This is a genomic window from Brevibacillus sp. JNUCC-41 (genome assembly GCF_014844095.1).
Taxonomy (GTDB): Bacteria; Bacillota; Bacilli; order Bacillales; family DSM-1321; genus Peribacillus; species Peribacillus aracenensis.
The window spans coordinates 1769467-1790745 of record NZ_CP062163.1; the positions used below are offsets into that span (position 1 = coordinate 1769467).

Annotated in this window: 16 protein-coding genes; 4 read left to right on the forward strand and 12 right to left on the reverse strand. The window is 41.2% G+C overall.

The window, feature by feature from the left end:
* Positions 1-814 precede the first annotated feature (814 nt).
* Both JNUCC41_RS08750 and pepT read left to right on the forward strand, forming a co-directional pair.
* On the forward strand, positions 815-2278 hold the full coding sequence (locus tag JNUCC41_RS08750; RefSeq protein WP_192207351.1) for an alpha-amylase: 1464 nt from the start codon (positions 815-817) through the stop codon (positions 2276-2278).
* 165 nt (positions 2279-2443) lie between these two features.
* A complete protein-coding gene (gene pepT, locus JNUCC41_RS08755; RefSeq protein ID WP_192208107.1) occupies positions 2444-3679 on the forward strand; it encodes a peptidase T in 1236 nt (411 codons plus the stop codon).
* Positions 3680-3742: 63 nt separating this feature from the next.
* Here the strand turns inward: pepT and JNUCC41_RS08760 are convergent, their stop codons facing one another.
* On the reverse strand, positions 3743-5812 hold the full coding sequence (locus JNUCC41_RS08760; protein ID WP_192207352.1) for a catalase: 2070 nt from the start codon (positions 5810-5812) through the stop codon (positions 3743-3745).
* A gap of 279 nt (positions 5813-6091) precedes the next feature.
* Positions 6092-7540 (reverse strand): DEAD/DEAH box helicase, encoded by a 1449-nt coding sequence (locus JNUCC41_RS08765; RefSeq protein WP_192207353.1) that lies wholly within the window; start codon positions 7538-7540, stop codon positions 6092-6094.
* A gap of 295 nt (positions 7541-7835) precedes the next feature.
* On the opposite strand from JNUCC41_RS08765, the gene JNUCC41_RS08770 reads away from it, so the two are divergent.
* Entirely contained in the window at positions 7836-8168 is a 333-nt protein-coding gene (locus JNUCC41_RS08770; RefSeq protein ID WP_192207354.1) for a heme oxygenase, read from the forward strand.
* A 312-nt stretch (positions 8169-8480) separates the two neighbouring features.
* Positions 8481-9839, forward strand: coding sequence for an IS1182 family transposase (locus JNUCC41_RS08775; protein ID WP_192207355.1), 1359 nt, complete (start codon positions 8481-8483; stop codon positions 9837-9839).
* A gap of 157 nt (positions 9840-9996) precedes the next feature.
* Here the strand turns inward: JNUCC41_RS08775 and rlmN are convergent, their stop codons facing one another.
* The 10 genes from rlmN to JNUCC41_RS08825 all read right to left on the reverse strand — a co-directional run bounded on the left by rlmN (position 9997) and on the right by JNUCC41_RS08825 (position 20972).
* Complete coding sequence (gene rlmN, locus JNUCC41_RS08780) at positions 9997-11064, reverse strand: dual-specificity RNA methyltransferase RlmN (protein ID WP_192207356.1); 1068 nt, start codon at positions 11062-11064, stop codon at positions 9997-9999.
* 81 nt (positions 11065-11145) lie between these two features.
* Positions 11146-11625, reverse strand: a complete 480-nt coding sequence (gene rlmH / locus JNUCC41_RS08785; RefSeq protein WP_098370309.1) for a 23S rRNA (pseudouridine(1915)-N(3))-methyltransferase RlmH — start codon at positions 11623-11625, stop codon at positions 11146-11148.
* 387 nt (positions 11626-12012) lie between these two features.
* Positions 12013-12174, reverse strand: coding sequence for a CxxH/CxxC protein (locus JNUCC41_RS08790; protein WP_065310847.1), 162 nt, complete (start codon positions 12172-12174; stop codon positions 12013-12015).
* 174 nt (positions 12175-12348) lie between these two features.
* Positions 12349-13560, reverse strand: coding sequence for a S1C family serine protease (locus tag JNUCC41_RS08795; protein ID WP_192207357.1), 1212 nt, complete (start codon positions 13558-13560; stop codon positions 12349-12351).
* A 253-nt stretch (positions 13561-13813) separates the two neighbouring features.
* Positions 13814-14608, reverse strand: a complete 795-nt coding sequence (locus JNUCC41_RS08800; RefSeq protein ID WP_192207358.1) for an MBL fold metallo-hydrolase — start codon at positions 14606-14608, stop codon at positions 13814-13816.
* Between the two features lie 6 nt (positions 14609-14614).
* Positions 14615-15412 (reverse strand): two-component system regulatory protein YycI, encoded by a 798-nt coding sequence (locus tag JNUCC41_RS08805; RefSeq protein WP_192207359.1) that lies wholly within the window; start codon positions 15410-15412, stop codon positions 14615-14617.
* Positions 15399-16727, reverse strand: a complete 1329-nt coding sequence (locus tag JNUCC41_RS08810; protein ID WP_192207360.1) for a YycH family regulatory protein — start codon at positions 16725-16727, stop codon at positions 15399-15401. The genes JNUCC41_RS08805 and JNUCC41_RS08810 overlap by 14 nt, the downstream gene beginning before the upstream one ends.
* On the reverse strand, positions 16724-18556 hold the full coding sequence (gene walK / locus JNUCC41_RS08815) for a cell wall metabolism sensor histidine kinase WalK (protein WP_192207361.1): 1833 nt from the start codon (positions 18554-18556) through the stop codon (positions 16724-16726). Before walK ends, JNUCC41_RS08810 begins: the two co-directional genes overlap by 4 nt.
* A gap of 5 nt (positions 18557-18561) precedes the next feature.
* Entirely contained in the window at positions 18562-19269 is a 708-nt protein-coding gene (gene yycF / locus JNUCC41_RS08820) for a response regulator YycF (protein ID WP_034316131.1), read from the reverse strand.
* 281 nt (positions 19270-19550) lie between these two features.
* Complete coding sequence (locus JNUCC41_RS08825) at positions 19551-20972, reverse strand: peptidoglycan DD-metalloendopeptidase family protein (RefSeq protein ID WP_192207362.1); 1422 nt, start codon at positions 20970-20972, stop codon at positions 19551-19553.
* Between the last annotated feature and the right edge of the window lie 307 nt (positions 20973-21279).

The following is a 21279-nucleotide window of genomic DNA, read 5'->3' on the forward strand; positions in this document are numbered from 1 at the left end:
TATTCTCAATGAGTAAATCCACTCATTTTTCTGTCATTAAATCCCAATAAAATTAAGAAAAGGTTAAAACTGGGACCAATTCTCTATTTAACTATTGAATATAAAAAATGTTCTTAAGGTTTTATTAAGAGTCTGTTTATAAAGCTGAACGCAGTCAAAGATCAAGGAAAAGGAGGAACGACAATGAACGGTTTAAAAGGAAGGCGGGAACTCAAACATGCAATCACCAAAGCGGATTGTCATTTATTAAGAAAAAATCTGCAAAACTTCATGGCTAATATGGGAAATATTTAATTCATAGTGTTTATTTCGATAACCTTGATAATAAAACCTTGAGGCAAAAAACAGAGGGATTTTATCACAGGGATAAGTTCAGGGCGTTTCCGCCGAGGAGGCTCACCGCCCGGCGGAAAGCGAGCATCTGGAGGGGAAATCAACCACACCGCTTTACTTGGTAAATAGCAACAATGTATGCGAAAACAACCTTTAAAGAAAACGGTAGGCAAACTGCTTTTCTTCGAATTATCTATAGTCTGAGGTATCCCAAAATATTCAGAATACCTTTTTTATTGAATTGGCGTATGTCCTCTTCCGGGTTACTCCTCCACTTTTTATTAATTTTTAGCTGCTAACCAATATAAAATACCCTTATTTGGTATAAAATAGTAAAATAGAGAGGTAAATGAACCTCAATCAAGAGGGTTATTCACTTGTTTATCAATTGAATTTAGGGGGTAAAGATTTCCATTATTACTTTTTCCGATCGTACAGTTTCACTTTTGTTAAAAACGGGTCGGTGTCAGGGGGGAAACGGATGAAAAGAAATCATACGATGATGCAATTTTTTGAGTGGCATCTTGAAGCAGATGGTTCACATTGGGAGAGATTGAAATTTGCAGCCTCCAAGTTGAAAGATATAGGAATTGACTGCGTTTGGCTTCCGCCAGTTACGAAAGGGCAATCCGTTGGGGATAATGGATATGGAATATACGACGGATACGATTTGGGGGAATTTGACCAAAAAGGTACAGTTCGTACCAAATACGGGACCAAAGATGAATTGCTGCAAGCAATAGCCACCTGTCATAACTACGGGCTTTGCGTTTATATCGATTTAGTCATGAACCATAAAGCAGGAGCCGATGGAACCGAAAAATTTGAAGTGATTGAAGTCAATCCAGAAAACCGTATGGAAGATATCTCAGAACCATTTGAAATGGAAGGCTGGACAAAATTCGATTTTCCAGGCCGTAAAAATAAATACTCTGATTTTAAGTGGAACCATACTCATTTTAATGGTACAGACTATGATGCCGAAAACGACAAAATGGGTGTATATCGAATCACAGGCGAAAACAAGCACTGGAATCAGCATGTCATCGATGAATTCGGAAACTATGATTATTTAATGTTTGCCAACATTGATTACAGCCTGCCGGAAGTTCGTCAGGAAATGATTAGCTGGGGAAAATGGATGGTTGATACGTTAAAGTGTGATGGTTTTCGTTTGGACGCCGTTAAACATATCGATTATGAATTCATCAATGAATTTCTCCAAGAGCTCATCCCTTATACAAAGGAACACTTCTTCATGGTCGGCGAATTTTGGAAGGCGGATGTTAAAGCTTGTCAAACATACTTAGAGCAAACCAAGCATGACCTCAACTTGTTCGATGTTTCCCTGCATTATAAATTTCATGAGGCCTCAAACGCAGGAACTGACTTCGACCTCTCAACCATCTTTGATGATACCCTCGTCCAAACCAATCCGGCACAGGCCGTCACTTTTGTCGACAACCATGACTCCCAGCCTCATGAATCACTGGAATCTTGGGTAAAGGACTGGTTCAAACCATCGGCATATGCACTTACCTTGCTTAGACTTTGCGGTTATCCATGTGTCTTTTACGGAGACTATTATGGAATTGGCGGGCCTTCTCCGGTGCCTGGAAAAAAGGACATTCTAGATCGCCTCTTATATGCTAGATATGAAAAAGCTTATGGAGAACAGACGGACTACTTTGATGACCCAAATACGATAGGCTGGGTCCGGCACGGAGTTGAAGAGCTAGAAGGCTCGGGGTGCGCCGTCATAATCTCGAATGGAGATCACAACAGTGAAAAAAGGATGTTCGTCGGTGAACATCGTGCTGGTGAAATCTGGAGTGATTTAACTTGTCATAGAGATGACCACATCACCATTGAAGAAGATGGTTTCGCGACCTTCCCCGTTCATGGGAAAAGCGTTTCGGTATGGGCCTTGAATAATCCACTTTAAAAAGGAAAGCAAAGAACGGCATGTCATTTCGGATATGCTGTTCTTTGCTGAGGACACCACCGTTAAAGATTTGGAAAATAAGTCTGTATGTCTAACATAGGGAAAGATAATTTTTCCATTCCGTTCAATCATGGTAAGATAAGGGAAAAAGGAGTTGAAGGAAAAGTGAAAAATGAAATCATTGAAAGATTCACTTCTTATGTGAAAGTGGATACCCAATCGAATGAGGAAAATCCATCATGCCCCTCTACACCCGGACAGTTGACCTTGGCAAATGCATTGGTCAAGGAACTTCAATCCATTGGGATGAAGGAAGTGACAATTGACCAGAACGGATATGTCATGGCAACATTGCCAGCCAATTCAAATAAGGATGTCCCGACAATCGGTTTCTTGGCCCATGTCGATACAGCAACGGATTTCACTGGAAAAGATGTAAAACCGCAAGTCGTTGACAACTATGATGGCAACGATCTTACTTTACATGAAAAATTGGATGTCATTCTTTCACCTGATGATTTTCCTTCGCTTAAGAACTATATAGGGCATACCTTGATTACAACGGATGGGACAACCCTGTTGGGTGCCGATAATAAGGCTGGAATTGCTGAAATCATGACTGCCATGGATTATTTGATCCAGCATCCGGAAATCAAGCATGGAAAAATCCGGGTTGCTTTTACTCCCGATGAGGAAATCGGCAGGGGGCCCCATAAGTTTGACGTAGATGCTTTTGATGCCCAATTTGCCTACACCGTGGATGGTGGACCACTTGGAGAACTTGAATATGAGAGCTTCAATGCAGCGTCAGCCAAAATCCTGATCAAAGGGACGAATATACACCCTGGTACGGCTAAAGGAAAAATGGTCAACTCCGCTAAAATCGCCATGGAATTCCATAATGAACTCCCAGTGGCAGAAGCACCGGAATATACGGAAGGTTACGAAGGATTTTATCATCTGATTTCTTTTCACGGTGATGTGGAAGAGACCAAGCTTTCTTATATCATCAGGGATTTCGACCGCCAAAAATTCATTGAACGCAAGGAATATATAACAAAAGTAATCGAAGATTTAAAAGAAAAATATGGGCAAAACCGTATTCAGCTTGAATTACACGACCAATACTTCAACATGAAGGAGAAAATCGAGCCCGTGAAGGAAATCGTGGATATTGCCCACGAAGCAATGGAGAAACTCGATATAAAACCGAAAATTTCGCCAATACGCGGTGGTACGGACGGTTCTCAATTATCGTATATGGGCCTGCCAACCCCCAACATCTTCACGGGCGGGGAGAACTTTCATGGTAAATATGAATTTATTTCGGTCGATAATATGATCCTGGCCACCAAGGTGATCGTCGGCATTGCATCGCTTTTTGAAGAAAAAGCAAAGTAGCTTGATAGAAATGCCTTTATTGAAAAACCCCCGACTCCAATTCTGGGGGTTTTTCATCCAATATTAAGCGCGATTCCAGTGACGGTGCTTGGCAATTGCCTCGATAAAGGCAGTACCACTATTCTTATCCGTAACGGCTACAATGCCTGAAGCTGGATCATTGGAAACGATGCCTGCCTTCGATAAGATCTCGGCACCTTCTTTTCCTGCACCAATCGCTTTGAAATGATTATAGGCTTCATCAACAAAGTAAATTGGTTCCTTGGATGCCTTTAAAGCATCGACACTCTCCTGGCCTCCTGCCACATATACAGCATCGAAAAGTACCGAATCGGCTGTCAGGAATGTCTGATTCACCTCGGCCTGCTGTCCTTCAGAACTTGTAATCACTCCACGATTAAGACTGATGATTTCAGCCGTTATCCCTGCCGATTTAAATGATTCCAAGACTTGATTAACCTCTGACCCGTTGAAACCATCTGCAGCCAAGATTGCCACTTTCCTTGTTGCGGCCGTGTTCACTTTCATTTGCTCCTGGCTTAAAGCCGGAGAAGCCAAATCCATTTTGACCTCGCTTTTATTGGCTGGAGGATTCACGCCCACTCCAATGGCGATCGTTTTAGCTAGCTCGACATCTACATTGCTGAACATCTCGACGATTTGCTGCTGAACGTCCTTACTTTTCACTTTTCCCACTTCAAAGTGGAAAGCCTGAATAATATGCTCCTTCTCCACTTCCGTCATGCTATTCCAAAATAATTTAGCCTGGCTGTAATGATCCTTGAAGCTTTCACTGCGTTGTCGGACCTTCCTGCCATCGACTTTTTCCTGGTAATGTGCATAGCCGCCCTCCCCTTCCGAAGCAGGTTCGGGGGAGTTGCCTGCAAGGGAATTTTTGTGGTAGCTGACCTGTCCTGGATTTATTGACATTCGGTGCATGCCATCGCGCTGATTATTATGAACGGGGGCAACCGTCCTATTAATCGGAAGCTCATGGAAATTAGGTCCTCCCAATCGGGATAGCTGGGTATCGGTGTATGAGAATAAACGTCCCTGGAGCAGCGGATCATTTGAAAAATCAATGCCCGGTACGACATGCCCCGGATGGAATGCTATCTGTTCCGTCTCTGCAAAAAAGTTATCCGTATTTTGATTCAATACCATTTTTCCGATTATTTTCACCGGGACCTGTTCTTCAGGCCATAGTTTAGTAGGATCAAGGATATCAAAGTCGAATTTGAATTCATCTTCCTCCTTAATCATTTGCACGCCAAATTCAAATTCAGGATAATTTCCGGTATCTATCGCTTCCCAAAGATCTTGGCGGTGAAAGTCAGGATTCTTCCCTGCAATTTTCTGTGCCTCATCCCAGACAAGGGATTTAACTCCCAGTACAGGCTTCCAATGGAATTTAACGAAATGGGCCACGCCTTGTTCATTTACAAAACGGAATGTGTGGACACCAAACCCTTCCATCATCCGGAAACTTCTCGGTATGGCCCTATCAGAAAGATGCCACATGACCATATGAGCCGTTTCTTCATTGTTGGCGACGAAGTCCCAAAAAGTATCATGGGCAGACGCAGCCTGAGGTATTTCGTTATGAGGCTCCGGTTTAACCGCATGAATTAAATCCGGGAACTTAATGGCATCCTGGATAAAAAATACCGGAATATTATTTCCGACCAAATCATAGTTTCCTTCCTCCGTATAAAACTTTGTCGAAAATCCCCTTACATCACGAACCGAGTCTGCCGATCCGCGGGAACCTGCCACCGTGGAGTAACGAACGAATACCGGTGTCTTGACTGAAGGGTCTTGAAGAAACTTGGCCTTTGTATATTCTCCCATCGGTTCATATACCTGAAAATATCCATGAGCACCAGATCCACGGGCATGGACAATCCGCTCAGGAATACGCTCATGGTCAAAATGAGTCATTTTTTCCCGGAAATGAAAGTCCTCCATCAAAGTTGGACCACGTGTGCCCACCTTTAAAGAATGCTCATCCTCGGAAATACGCAAACCTTGGTTAGTCGTCATCTTTTTCCCATTATCGTCCACTCGATATTGATCCAGCTGTCTCTGCTTACTTTGCTCATCGATTCTTCCGTTTTCATTTGCTTTTGTCATCCCGCTCATTCCCCTCCATGTCTAAGAATTCAGATTAAATCGTGTTGTATGTATTTATTTGATTCAAAATAATTGCATCATCCTTCCTCATATACCACTCTGTTTTGACGGATAAACAGAATTCGGAAAAAGAAAGTTCACGGTAGGTAAAATTATTTTGGGGTAGGTCGAATTCTTCCCGTCCACAGTTTTGAAACACTGGGGACGGAAAGAAAAACATATAAAAAAGAAGCGGGAAGACCGATATTTCGGTCTTCCCGCTTCTTTCCATTCAACACCTTACTTTTTAAAAGCCTCTGAAACCTTCAAAAGTTTCCCTTTTACTTTCGTATTTTTCATCACTTTCAGGACAAGCGGTCCCTTTTCATTCAATATTTCCACATAAGACACATTGTCCTGGATCGTAATGATCCCGATATCCTCTGCATTCACTCCATCAATCTTTGCGATGGTTCCGACAAAATCTACTGCCCTGAGTTTCTTTTTCTTGCCGCCATTAAAATACAGCTTCATGATTTGTTTATTCAACTGTTCACTTTTATCTTTTTTGATTTTTGGACGAGCATCCAGTTTCGCTTCGAATTCCACTTTTTTATTGGAGACTTCCTCTTTTGAGGGAACAGTCATCTTAGGGATTTCAAAACCGATATATTCTTGAATCTCAGCAAGGAATTTATCTTCGTACGGCGTGACAAAAGTAATGGCTTTTCCTTTTTTACCAGCACGGCCCGTTCTTCCAGTTCGATGTACATAACTTTCTTTTTCCATTGGCAGGTCATAGTTAATCACATGGGTTATATTGTCGATGTCAATTCCACGGGCAGCAACATCTGTCGCAACCAAATAGCGGAATTCACCTCTTCTGAATTCATTCATCACTGCAAGGCGATCTTCCTGAAGCATACCGCCGTGAATCATATCACACGGATATTCCAGTTCCATCAGCTGTTCACATACTTGGTCTACCCTATCCTTCGTCCGACAGAAAATGATGCAGCTATCAGGGTTTTCCGTGATGGTGACGTCTCTAAGCAGGGAAAACTTATCGTCTTCCTTCACTTCAATAAGAGCATGTTCAATTTTCTCCGTCGTTACACCCTTTGCTTTGATTTCAATATCCAAAGGATCTTTCATATATTGCTTGCATAGCTTTTTTATACTCTCAGGTAACGTAGCAGAGAACAGCATGGTTACTCTATCTTTCGGAAGCTCTTTAATAATGGCTTCCACTTGTTCGATGAAGCCCATATTCAGCATTTCATCGGCTTCATCAATGACCAAATGAGTTAAACGTTCCAAGGCAAATGTCCCTTTCTCGATATGATCCAGGACACGCCCCGGGGTTCCGACGACTACATGGCTCTTTTGTTTCAATTCCGCTTTTTGGAGTGCGAAAGGATGCTTTCCATAAACCGCAGTAGCCTTTATCCTTTTAAATCTGCCTATATTCGTAATATCCTCTTTTACTTGTACAGCCAACTCACGTGTCGGTGTTAAAATAAGCGCCTGAGGCTTATTCTCCTCCCAATCGACCATTTCGCAGATCGGTATGCCGAATGAAGCGGTCTTGCCACTTCCCGTTTGGGATTTAACGACAAGATCCTTTTTTTCCAGCGCCACTGGTATCACCTCACGCTGTACTTCTGTTGGACGTTGATATCCCAAGCTTTTTAATGCCCTTACAATTTCATCGCTTAATGTATAATCAGTAAAACTCAATTCATTCATATGACAGCCTCTTTTGTGGTTTAGTATGTTGCTTTATTGTTTCCATAATCGTAATTTCCTTATACAAGGTTCTATTATACGCGATATGCATCGATAAACCTTGAAATAACCCAATTCAATTGCCTTATTTCAATATAATGAAACGTTCGGCTTCATTAAAACAATGGTCATCAGGATATCATGATCTGAGATAATCAAAATGGACCCTGCTTCTTTCAATATGCTAAAATATGTATGATATAAAAGCCGAAATAGGTGTAGTTTCTAAACTGATGTCCAAAAGGAGTGCTGATTTATGATAATCGTAACGAATAGAATCAGAGTCAAAAAAGGGATGGGTGCAGTCATGGCCCCAGGATTTACTGCACCAGGTCCACTTGATACTACGGAAGGCTTCGTAAAAGTTGAAGTATTATTAACGCAGAATTTGTCGGAACACGATGAACTGAGCGTTAATATGTACTGGGAAAACCTTGATAACTTTACCGCTTGGAGAAATAGCGATGCATTCAAGGCTGCACATAAACGGCCTGAGCCAGGTTCCGGTGAAGCGAAAAAAGAATCTCCAATTCTAGGCAGCGAGCTTACAACATATGAAGTCGCCTCGGTAAAGGAAATAGCTAAATAATAAAATCACACAAAAAGAGGCCGCAAAATATGCGGCCTCTCAGACTGTAGACAAACTCGATGAAAATCGAGTTTGTCTATTTTTATGGCTTGTACAATTTGGACCTTGATTTCCACTCCAGTCACTCGCTTTCCGCGGGCGGTCGGGGAGCCTCCTCGGCTTTCGCCTGCGGGGTCTCTCCTAGACGCGCATTTCCCGCAGGAGTCTCGTACCTTCCGTTCCAATCAACTTTGTCTTACCTTTTAGATAGAACCTTTTGCCTGGAGTCATTTTTGTTTTAAAATAGAAGTATTAAAACTTGAGGTGATGAGGATGCTTTCTAAACATGATTCTATTCAGCGAGATCAACTTGAAATGATTACTTTAGATCAACTGGTGCCACCGAACCATTTGGTTCGTAAAATAGAGGCTGCCATTGACTTCACTTTCATTTATGACTTGGTGAATGATATGTATTCAGAGATAGGACGCCCAAGTATTGATCTCGTTATTTTAGTTAAACTGACTTTCATTCAATATACCTTCGGTATTCGTTCCATGCGTAAAACGATTGAAGAAGTTGAAACCAATATGGCTTACCGTTGGTTCTTAGGCTATGGTTTCCATGAAAAAGTACCTCATTTCTCTACATTTGGGAAAAATTATGAACGACGCTTTAAAGATACAGACCTGTTTGAACAGATTTTCTATCGCATTTTAATGACAGCTGCTAATAAAAAGTTAATAAGTGCTGAACACGTTTTCGTGGATTCCACACATGTGAAGGCCAGTGCGAATAAACGGAAATTTGAAAAGAAAATCGTTCGTAAAGAAACACGAGCGTATCAAGGACGTCTTCAAGAAGAAATCAATCAAGATCGTGAAAACCATGGAAAAAAGCCTTTTCCACCAGATAAATTTGATAAAGAAGAGACCAAAGAGATTAAAGAAAGTACAACGGATTCTGAGAGTGGCTACTATGTGAAAGATGAACGAACAAAACAGTTTGCCTATTCATTCCACGCGGCCGCAGACCGCAACGGTTTTGTATTGGGAACGATTGTAACACCTGGAAATATACATGACAGCCAGATCTTAGAGCCACTAGTTGAACAAGTGATTGAGAAAGTTGGAAAACCGGAAGCCGTTGCCGCAGATGCAGCTTATAAAACACCAGCGGTTACAAGCTACCTATTTAACAAAGAAATCATACCGGCTTTACCTTATACACGTCCTCGCACTAAAGAAGGATTTTTCCGCAAACAGGACTATGTATACGATGAACATTTTGATTGTTACCTTTGCCCTTCGGGCGAGCTATTAAAGTACTCAACAACAAATAAAGAGGGCTATCGCGAGTATAAATCCCCCAAACACATCTGTGCAACGTGCTCATTTTTATCTCGGTGTACAGAAAGCAAAGACTGTCAAAAAGTGGTGACACGGCATATCTGGCAAACACATGTGGAAGAAGCAGATCATCTGCGTCATCATCAAGATGTAAAACCTATATATGCGAAGCGTAAAGAAACGATTGAGCGTGTATTCGCAGATGCAAAAGAAAAGCATGGTATGCGTTGGACTACTTTAAGGGGACTTAAAAAATTGTCGATGCAGGCGATGCTTACTTTCGCTGCCATTAATTTAAAGAAGATGGCCAATTGGACATGGCGAGGTCCAAAAATGGCATAACATAGTGGGCTCGAAGAGCCCAATCTCTTAACTTTAGGCGAAAATTTAAATGAAATTTCAAAAGGGGTTCAGAATTTTTAAATTCCGAACCCCTTTTGTCTACAAACTGAGAGGCCGCAAAATATGCGGCCTCTTTTTGTTGTTTTCTCTTAGTGAATTACTGGGCTTCAGCTTTCTTGATTTGCTTGCTTCTAAGCTGGCCGCATGCTGCATCAATATCCGTTCCATGTTCTTGGCGGATTTTACAATTTACGCCTCTCTTTTTCAGCGTATCATAAAATGCGAGAACGGACTCTTTTTCACTTCTTTGGTATTGACTATGCTCATCTACAGGATTATATGGAATCAGGTTGACATAGAGCCGATGTTTTTTGTCCTCAAGAAGAGTGGCGAGTTGCTCGGCTTCTTCTTGGTGGTCATTGACATCTTTCAATAGGATATATTCAATCGTAATTCTCCTATTCGTTTTCTCTAAATAATAATCAAGAGATTTCATCAATTTTTCTATCGGGATACCTCGGTTTATTTTCATGATCTGTGTCCTGAGCTCATTATTCGGCGCATGCAATGAGATGGCCAGATTCACCTGTAATTGGGTATCTGTGAATTCATAAATCTTATTGGCAAGACCGCTCGTCGAAACAGTGATGCGCCTGCCCGCTATAGCAAGTCCCTTATGGTCCATGAGCACCTTCAAAAAGTCCAACATATTTTCAAAGTTATCGAACGGTTCGCCAATACCCATTACAACAACATGGCTTACAACATCCTCTTGTTCCAATTTATCCAGATGAAGTTGAACGTTCATGATTTGTTCCACTATTTCCCCGCTGGATAAATCACGGCTTTTGGCCAATAATCCACTGGCACAGAAACTGCAGCCAATATTGCAGCCCACTTGGGTGGTGACACAAACCGATATTCCGTATTTATGTCTCATCATGACCGTTTCGATAAGGTTTCCATCCTGTAATTTAAACAAGAACTTGATCGTGCCATCCGCTGATTCTTGCTTGACGTGCTCAGTCAAAGTCTGGATGACAAAGTGCTCTTCAAGTAATTTTATGCACTCTTTATTAACATCCGTCATTTCAGAGAAACTTGTCACACGTGTTCTATAAAGCCACTCCCAGACTTGGGAAGCTCTGAATTTTTTATGGCCATGATCCGAAAGCCATGATGTCAATTGTTCGAATGTTAAACCATAAATGGACTCTTTATTCATTCGTTACCCTCTTTTCATTACATTAAGATTTAATATGTTAACCCATTAACCTTACGGGGAGTTTCCCCGGAATTAGTTCCATCATTTATGATATGGTTCATTTCTATTTATCCGAAAAGCCCGATATATCTGCTCCACTAGAACCAGTTTCATTAATTGGTGCGGAAAGGTCATTTTCGAGAAGGAAAGGGCGTAATCACTTCTTGATAACACCTCGGTGCCAAGCCCAAGCGACCCGCCAATAATAAACGCAATTTTGCTCTTTCCATAGGTGGCGAGCTGATCCAAATGGGTGGCCAGCTGCTCTGAAGTAAGCTGTTTTCCATTGATCTCAAGCGTAATTACATAGGTGTCCGGACTGACTTTCGCCAGGATTCGTTCACCCTCCTTTTGCTTAACAATGTCCATGTCCGCTGCACTCAGGTTCTCCGGAGCTTTTTCATCCGGTACTTCGACAAGTTCTATATTAGCATAGGCGCTTAACCTTTTTGTATATTCAGCAATTCCTTGCTTTAAGTATTTTTCCTTTAGCTTGCCAACAGTAATAATCGTTATTTTCATATATATCCTCTAGCTTTCATTATGTTTTTACTATCAATTGTTGGATTTGCCTACCTATTATCATACCTTACAGTGGCCTATAAGCAAAACAAGCATATCCTTTCCAATTTTTAATGCTTTTATAATAAAAACCGCTGCCCCTGAAAGCGGCAACGGTAACTTTCATTATTTTATAATGTGTATTGAAGAAATCGTGCGGACTTAGTTCAGATCCGATGAAGAATTATGTTGATTTTCATACAACCAAAAGCTTGAATCTAAACCATCCCACCCGCCGCTTCATTCTTCGGAAAATGTTAAGAACATGTTAAGAACAGGTTACGAACATGTTATCCACAAAAGTTATCCACATATCCACAAAATCTATCCACATCTTGTATGGGAATATTAGTTCCCTACTAGATATATTGCCACGTTTCGACAATATTCACAGGTTGTTGATAACTGATTTTCTTCTGGAACCAGCGTTAAAACAGGATAAGTTTCACATTCGTATACCACTTCATCCAGCGCCATGTCCACGTGTTCCTGACAGCAATATAATTTCATCTTTCATATCTCCTTTCCCACTCATTATTCCCAGCACTTCTATTCACAATTATCCACAAGTTACTTGAGATCTTTAATTTAAGTATATATCCACAGGTAATCGTAACAAAAAATAAGAAAATCGCAAGGAAATAGAAAGGACAGGGGGCATTTTTCCCCCTGTCCTTTTTGTTTTTAAATTTCGCTGCTTGAAAGTTTGACTTCCGTAGTTTCTTTCTTTCCGTCACGGTAATAAATGATTTTAACTTTATCTCCGATTTTCTTTTCGTTGTAAAGGTATTTTCGTAATTCCACGACGTCATGAATTTTTTCATTATCCATTCCAACAACGACGTCAAATTCCTTCAATCCTGCTTTGGATGCTGGAGAATTGCTTTGAACGCCTGTTATTGCAACGCCAGATGTAACTTTCCTTGGTAACTTTAATGTATTTTGTTGATGATATTGGGAAATCTCTTCTACAGATGCCAAGTTCACACCCAAGAAGGCACGTTTCACTTCACCAAATTCCTCTATATCGTTAATAATTGGTATAACTGAATCGATTGGAATGGAAAGACCGATTCCTTCCACTGCATTTTCCGCAATCTTCATCGAATTTATTCCGATGACCTGTCCTGACATATTGACGAGTGCCCCACCGCTATTACCTGGGTTAATCGCCGCATCGGTCTGGATGACCTCCGCATTCCAATCGACTTGCCCGTCCTCATTGATATCCACCTCTATCGTACGCTCCAAGCCTGAGATGATCCCTTGTGTGATCGATCCAGAGAATTGGAGGCCTAATGGATTGCCAATGGCAATTACAGGCTCACCAGGTTTCAATTTGCTGGATTTTCCGAATTCAGCAATGGTTTTGATTTTATCACCATTCACGACAATGACAGCTAAATCTGTCCATGGGTCACTACCTTGTAGTTCAGCTGGCAATTTAGTGCCATCACTTAATGTCACTTCCAGTTCATTAGCGCCTTCAATGACGTGATTATTCGTGACGATATAGGCTTTGCCCCCATCTTTTTTGTAGACGACTCCAGAACCAGTGCCGGCTTCTGCCGAATTATCCCCGGCGTTGCTCCCTTGACTCCAGAAGTTCGTTTCCTGAATGTTAGTTATCCCGACCACTGCGTCACTGGCCTTATCAACAGCATTGGTGACAGCACTTGTTACATCAAGGGTAAGGTTTTGCTGTGACTGTTCCACAGGCCCATTCTCCGTTGATTTCTCCGTTGTAATTTCGTTATCATCGTTATTTAACTGCCCACTTCCCAGTAAAATAAGTAAGGCCCCGATGATGACGCCCCCCAAGCCTGCTAGAAAATAGCCCATATGGCCTTTTTTCCGTTTATTTTGGTTCTCATCATTCTGATCATAATAACCCAAGACCGCTCCATCCTCTCATTTTAGGAATGAATTATAGCAATTCTATTGTTTGGCATCCTCCCTCAATTATACTCAATTACCGAATTTTTTCTAAAAAAATGTATGCTTTTTTTTAGGGTATACAGCCATTTTCCTTTTACTTATACAGTTCTAACCAAACGATACCCCTTTTAATCCGATTCGTAACTTGCGAATCGAATTTTTTAAAAACAAAAAAGGAATGAACAAGGTACCCCTCGTCCATTCCTTTTATTTATAACGTAACAAGTTCCGTTGGTCTTTTCGGATCAGTATCATATAAGGAAAATTGTTCGCCAACGATGATCCCCTTTGTCTTTAACGTCTGTTCCACCGACATTCTTGCTAGATCCTTCATATTGTTATCAAGGCTTAAGTGGGCCAAGTAAATCCGCTTGGTCTTATCACCGGCCACTTCACTCATTGCAAGGGCAGCGTCTTCATTACAAACATGTCCGACATCACTTAAAATCCGGCGCTTGATGCTCCATGGATATTTTCCCATCCTCAGCATGGACACATCATGGTTACTTTCAAATACATAAGCATCGGCATTCGAGATGATTCCTTTCATCCGATCACTTACGTACCCTGTATCGGTGATGACCACAAGTTTCTTATCCTCATGATGAAAGACATAAAACATCGGCTCTGCCGCATCATGTGAAACGCCAAAAGATTCTATATCAAGACTGCCGAACGTTTTGACCTGTTCCATTTCAAATGTGAATTTTTGTTCGGTTGCAATTTCACCGATTGATCGATCCATGGCATTCCATGTTTTTGCATTCGCATATATCGGGAGTTTATGTTTTCTGGCAACCACGCCAAGACCTTTAATATGGTCGCTGTGTTCATGGGTAACTAGGATACCGGATAGCTTCGACATATCACGGCCTATATCCTGAAACAATGCTTCCAGGGCTTTACCGCTTAAGCCAGCATCGACAAGGAATGATTGATCCCCCGTTTCCACGAAAAGGGCATTTCCTGTACTCCCGCTTGCGAGAACACTAAAATGCATTGTCATCTTTACTCACTCCAGTATTTTTTCTTCTGTATTCAATTCAATGACCTCTCCATCAAAGGCATTCACGAAGAGATCCGTTTCGTCATCAATGACCACCCACCATGTTGGCACAAGTAAATGTGACACAGATGTCGTCTGCAGCGAATTATAAAAACCCAGTTGCACATTCGTGACTTTGCTTTTTGGATCAATATCGCCATTCTGATACAATTCTCCAATAGCATTTAAAGCAGATACCAATTCTTTAGGTTTATTGAATTTTTCAATTCCCTCCAAATACATCTGTTCATAGGAAACGATTTCACCCTTCTTATTCAGATATAAAGTGACCTTCCCCTTACTATTATTATAAAACATCTTCTTATCTGCCACTTGATAGCAGATGATGGTCTGGCTGATTTCATCATAGCTCCAAAAATGATACTCACTACCATTTAAAATATACTCCTTCAGGAATATATCAAGGTCTGCAGCATTAATTTCCGATTTCATGCTAACTGGTATCTTAAATGTACCCACAAGCTTCTTATCATCGATGATTTTTGCTTTTTGGTTTTTTAGGTGCTGTATATCCTTCTTCTCGAAATTCTTGCTTTGGGCAATCAGGAATTGATCCTTCAACTTTTGTTTTGGAAGTGGTATTTCTATTGAAATCTCGTCTTCTTTCAAAAGTTCATCCGTAAGGGGCTCCGTAAAGCTTTCTAATTGGGAATCATTAATCTTTTCAAGGAATTGATAAAGAAGAAAAATATTCAAAACGAAGAATACCATGATGAAAATCGACTTTGTATTATTCCAATCCACTTTGATCGCCTCCTTCTTCAAAAGGCACAATAAACCATTTATCGCCTACACGATAATACCAAGTGGGATCGAGTGTAACTAGTGTTACAAGTTTGGAATCGAGGGATTTATTCAATCTATAACCAATCGAGATGTCCTCCACGCTTTTGAAATCGATATTATCTTTCGATTTCAGCTTATTCAATACTTCTTTTCCGCTTGGTAAGATCACTGCCGCTCCTTCTGACGGGAGGACTGAGTCAAGTGAAAAGTATGGGCGGTCATAACTATAAATTTCTTCTTTCCCCCAAATTTGCTCGATTTCTGTCATTCCCGATTCATTGAAGGCCGGATAACCGTTTATGAATAAGCGGAATACCACTCGTTGTTCATTCTCCGACATATAGGCAAAGCGGTAATTGTTATCTTCCCAGCCGGCATGATCATTGATGAAATCGATGCTTTTTTGCAAAAGGTCACTGGAACGGACAAATGGCTTGCTCTTTTGTGCTGGATTGATATAAGAAATTAAGTAATTCTCTTTATTGACCGTCATAAGTCTTGTTCCATCCGTGTATTCCTCACCGACCGAAACGGATTCCTGGCGTACGAACTTCGGATAATTAAATAACGCATTTTTCAAGTTTCCAATATCCAAATCGTCAATATAATATTCAAGTCTGTTGATCTCCACTGGGTTTTCCGGGACGAACAGCGTCCTTTTGCTGTTTATCGTTTCGGCCGTATATTCAGGGTGCTTATCGTATGAACCCCTATAAAATGAATCCATGAAATTCCTTAGTTTTTTAGAGTCGACCATACCTTGATAAATCTTCTCATGATCATAGGAAACAAAATAAACGGGAGATTCCTTACCGCTGATATCCTTTTGTTTAATGATCATTCGATCAAATGAAAATTCAGGCACTTCCTTATCCGTTATATTCAATACCGTTTTATAAAGGGCGATGGGTATATCATCGGAAAATTCGATTTCAATCGACCCATCTTCATGGACAAAATCGTCAAATTTCCTTTGCAGCCTTTTTACGGATACCTCTTTTAAGCCTCTGAAACGCCATTGCGAAAATTCCTTTTCCATTTCATTCATTTCTGCCGGATTGGAAGTCTGGAAATGCTGCCCATTGCCATGGAAAAGGATACTGACTGGTTTAATGACATCACTGACAATCTGGACATCGCTTTTAATCTTTATATAATTCGATTGGTCAAATTGATCATATTCAGGCTCGTACGTCCAAATGCTCCATGTCAAAAAAATGCTTGTCCCAACCAAAATAGTCAGTATGATACTTTTTGCACGTTCAAAATTCATGACCAATCATCCTCTTCTTCCTGTTCGTAAGGAAGTGTAAAGAACACGGTAGTTCCTTTTCCATCCACACTTTCCGCCCATATTTTCCCGCCATGCGCCACGACCATCTCTTTTGCAATGGCTAAACCAAGTCCTGTCCCGCCTAAGTTACGGGCCCTTGCTTTATCCACACGGTAGAAGCGGTCAAATATTTTATCAATGACGTTTTTCGGGATACCCACTCCTTGATCTGTAATGCTCACAATGATAAAGCCATCAGATGCCCTGACGCGGAAAGTCACTTGACCCCCTTCAGGTGAGTACTTTAAGGAGTTGGAGATTACATTATAGAGAACCTGGGTGATTTTATCTTCATCAATATCCACAAAATAAGCTTCCTTCGGCAAATCACGTTTAAACGTTATGTCATCATTTTTCGACATTTCAAAACGATCGATGATGTGGTCATAGAATTTATTGAAATTCACCCAGCCCGTTTTAAGCCTGTAATCTTTACTGTCCATTTTCGAAAGCTGTAACAGATCATTAACAAGCCTGATCATTCGCTCCGTTTCATTTTGGGTAACGCTTAAAAAGGATGGAGCGATTTCCTCGTCCTTCCATGCACCTTCAGCCAATGCTTCCAGGTAACTTCTCATCGTCGTTAACGGTGTTCGCAGTTCATGTGATACATTGGCAACAAACTCCCTGCGTTCGCTCTCGATTTTTTCCTGCTCTGTTATATCATGCAAAACAGTAATCAAACCATTGACGAATCCCGTTTCCTTTTGAATGACCGAAAAGTTTCCTCTCAAAATGAAAGGCCGATTTTTTTTGCTGTAATCAAGGATAATGGACTCTCGCTCTTCCAGTAAATCCTCAAATTTATATTCTTCTTCAAGACCCAAAACCTCAATGATCGGTTGGTTCATGACGGTTTCACTCGAGACATCCAATAATTGTGCCGCCGGTTCATTAATCAAGTTCACCCGACCGCGCCTATCCGTTGAAATTACGCCATCGGTCATATTGGAAAGTACAGAAGAAAGCTTGCGCCGCTCTCCTTCTGTGCTTGATTGCGACTCTTGAAGCTTTTTGGTCAAATTATTGAAAGTGACGGCAAGCTGACCAATTTCATCATCGCCATATACCCTAACTTTTCTGGAGAAATTCCCTTTCGCCATCACCAGGGCCTGTTTTCTCATATCGGACATCGGCCTTGTGATCGTTCGTGCGAGCAGGATCCCCAAGATGGCCGTAATGGCTAGGGCGATGGCCGTACCCGTCATGAAGATGCTATTGATTTCATCCATCTGCTCAAAGACATTTTCCATCTCTGCTATTACATAGACGGCGCCAATGACCTCCCCATTTGCTTCAATGGGTGTCGAAAGGACCCAGAGCCGCCTGCCTGTTTTCTTGTCCCGAAATATATCACTATCTTCTTTTCCATAAATGAGCGTATTCTTAATAAGGACCTCCGTTGTCTTCTTCCCTACAATATCCTGGTTACTTGGAGCTGAAGTCCCGATCACGCGTCTGCTGCGGGTGTCGATGACACGTACTTCCGAAATATCATTCGATGAATTATCCCGGTCTTTCAATATCGTATCAATCGCTTCTTCGAGGGTTGGGTCTTCCTCTCCCCTCTCTTTTTCCATTTCTTCACCAATACTGTAGGTAAGCAGGTTAACGTGGCCTTTTATTGATTTCGTAAAGTTCCCGACAAGATTTTCTTCCAATTCCCCAACAAAATATACCCCGATTATTTGCATAGCTACGAAAATGAGCAATACATAAATCAGAACAAATTTAAAATGAATTGAGCGAAAAAAACCAACCTTTTTCATAGAAACTACTCCTGTTCAGGGTTACGCAGGTAATAACCGACCCCTCTTCTAGTTACAATCCAGCCAGGATGGCTTGGATTGTCTTCAATCTTCTCACGAAGACGTCTGACCGTTACATCGACCGTCCGCACATCACCAAAATAATCATAGCCCCACACGGTTTGTAATAAGTGCTCCCTTGTCATGACCTGACCGATGTGCTTCGCTAAGTAATGAAGCAACTCAAATTCGCGATGCGTTAATTCAATCGTATCGCCCCGCTTGGATACTACATAGGCATCCGGATGGATAGTGAGCGTTCCTATCGTAATTTCCTTCGGTTCATTTTCTTGATCGGGAACCGGAACAGCTTGCTGACGTCTTAGGTTCGCCTTAACGCGGGCAATTATTTCCCGGGTACTAAATGGTTTTGTCACATAGTCGTCTGCACCAAGCTCCAACCCTAAGACCTTATCAATCTCTGAATCCTTTGCCGTTAACATGATGATCGGCGTTTCATACTTCTTCCTTACTTCCCTGCAAACTTCCATGCCATCGCGCTGCGGTAGCATGATATCAAGTAAAATCAAATCGGGTTGCCGTTCTTCTACCATTTTGAGGGCTTCATTGCCATCATAAGCACAAAAAACTTCATAGCCTTCTTTTTTCAGATTGAATTGTAATATATCAGCAATTGGCTTTTCGTCATCCACTACCAGAATCTTTTTATCCATGTACTTATCTCCTTTATAATAACTGAACTGAATCTATTAAAAACCGTGTCCTTATCCGGGACCTTATTCACTTTTCCTTCTGCTTGCACAACGCCGGCAACCTAATTTTAAGCAAAGTTACATATATATACCCAATAAAAGGGGGGCTGAACACCGGAATGAAAGCAAATTGTCTCTATTCTACTTTATCATTTTATAGGCATTAAATCACCTTTTTCCTATTATTCTCATCTATGTATGAAGCAAAGAAGTCTTCGAATAATTTCGAAGACTTCCATCGATTACTGACTTATATAGTTTAGCGGATTAACGAGAGACCCGTTTTTATATATTTCAAAATGGAGGTGGACACCGGTCGAGTTCCCCGTTGAACCCATCATGCCAATTTTCATGCCTTTTTCAATCTTTTGTCCTGCTTGTACATCTATTGAGTCCAAATGGGCATACACTGTCTTATACCCGTTATTATGATTGATCGTTATCTTATTTCCATATCCTCCGGAGTTTCCGGCAGTTTCGATTATCCCATGATCTGCTGCCGTTATCATCCTGGTGGTTGGCCGGGCAATATCTATACCTTTATGCAGTTTCCCCCAGCGCTGACCCTGCTTACTGGAAATATAGCCCCCATCCGCAGGCCAGGAATATGTACCGCTGCCCTGTGAAGGAATGACCTTGGTTCCTTTTCTGGTGATTTCTGTTTTGGCTTTTTCCGTGACTTCTTTTTTTGCAATCGTTTCACTGATTTTCTTTCCATTTGTTTCGGATACATTATAGGTGAACGCAAGAATCCCCTCATTCCCTTTTTGTTCAGTAATGAGCTCGCCCTTTGGAAGTTCGTCATCCTCCTTCACTTTCTTTTCAAAAGGAATCCTCTCTTCCTTATATATTTCTCTTTCTACCCTTACGTTCACAAAGGGGATACGTTGGGTCACATAGAGCCGCTCGCCCTCTTTAACACCTTTGTTCTCATCCTGTCCCGGATTTAGCTCCAGCAGTTGATCCAGGTCCATATCATGCCTAGTGGCAATCGTTTCAAGATCCTCATCTTCCTTAGCCTCATAGATCATCGTCCCTTCCTTTCCTTCTTCTATCATGGAAAGGGTTTCATCGATGCTCTTGATTTTGTCTGGATATACCATTGTCTCTTTAAATGTGACGGGCAGTGAAAATTCGATGTCCAGAATTCTACTTCCTGGCTCTTTTAACGGACCTGCATCTTTTTCACTTTCCTTTTTACCTGATTCATATTCAGCGTATTCCTCTTCATTCACATATAATAGAGTGATTTTCTCCATAACGGCCTCGGCATCTTCCTTTGACGCAACATAAGCGACCGCCTGATTATCTATGTCGATTTCATACGCCTCTGCCTTCACATTCAACTGATCTTGAATTCCCTTAACAGCCTGTTCCTCTTTTACCTCTTCATCGAATACCTCTTCAGGTACAAACATTAGCTGTGTCTCTTTATCGAATGTAAAGTCCGGATAATCTTCCTGTGCTGCCTCTACCTTATCGGCTACGATCTTTTCAATTTCCGTTTCATCCGTAACACTTCCAACGAACTCATCGTTAAGATAAACATGCTGAATGGTGGTTGTAGTTTCCGATATCCCAGCAGCAGTTGCCCGGTTTCCTGCAAGCATTAAAATGACGGAAACCGTCAACAGGATGATCCCCTTGCCCTTTGAGCTAAACATATATTGTCCTCCTTAACGGCTCAGTCACCAATTAAGAAACTAATCAATTTTATTTCGAGAATTATTAGTCCAATTTAAATATCCACATGCATATGACTGATTTCAATAATGATTTTTATCACTCATAACTCTACCATATTAAGAAAAAAAACAAGAAACAGACTTCATAATGTAATGGAACTGTATAAATGGTGACAACATGTACCAATAAATATAGGAATGGGGTAAGTTCAATAAACTGCAGAAAAAGGAGTGGGCCTAGGCCCAGTAAGGTTATAAGCGAGTTATATGCCGAACTGGACACAAT

Bases quoted from the DNA above. Each gene is read 5' to 3' on its own strand.
- JNUCC41_RS08750 (WP_192207351.1), top strand. From the start codon at position 815: ATGAAAAGAAATCATACGATGATGCAATTTTTTGAGTGGCATCTTGAA.
- JNUCC41_RS08760 (WP_192207352.1), bottom strand. From the start codon at position 5,812: ATGACAAAAGCAAATGAAAACGGAAGAATCGATGAGCAAAGTAAGCAG.
- JNUCC41_RS08765 (WP_192207353.1), bottom strand. From the start codon at position 7,540: ATGAATGAATTGAGTTTTACTGATTATACATTAAGCGATGAAATTGTA.
- JNUCC41_RS08770 (WP_192207354.1), top strand. From the start codon at position 7,836: ATGATAATCGTAACGAATAGAATCAGAGTCAAAAAAGGGATGGGTGCA.
- JNUCC41_RS08775 (WP_192207355.1), top strand. From the start codon at position 8,481: ATGCTTTCTAAACATGATTCTATTCAGCGAGATCAACTTGAAATGATT.
- rlmN (WP_192207356.1), bottom strand. From the start codon at position 11,064: ATGAATAAAGAGTCCATTTATGGTTTAACATTCGAACAATTGACATCA.
- rlmH (WP_098370309.1), bottom strand. From the start codon at position 11,625: ATGAAAATAACGATTATTACTGTTGGCAAGCTAAAGGAAAAATACTTA.
- JNUCC41_RS08790 (WP_065310847.1), bottom strand. From the start codon at position 12,174: ATGAAATTATATTGCTGTCAGGAACACGTGGACATGGCGCTGGATGAA.
- JNUCC41_RS08800 (WP_192207358.1), bottom strand. From the start codon at position 14,608: ATGACAATGCATTTTAGTGTTCTCGCAAGCGGGAGTACAGGAAATGCC.
- JNUCC41_RS08810 (WP_192207360.1), bottom strand. From the start codon at position 16,727: ATGAATTTTGAACGTGCAAAAAGTATCATACTGACTATTTTGGTTGGG.
- walK (WP_192207361.1), bottom strand. From the start codon at position 18,556: ATGAAAAAGGTTGGTTTTTTTCGCTCAATTCATTTTAAATTTGTTCTG.
- yycF (WP_034316131.1), bottom strand. From the start codon at position 19,269: ATGGATAAAAAGATTCTGGTAGTGGATGACGAAAAGCCAATTGCTGAT.
- JNUCC41_RS08825 (WP_192207362.1), bottom strand. From the start codon at position 20,972: ATGTTTAGCTCAAAGGGCAAGGGGATCATCCTGTTGACGGTTTCCGTC.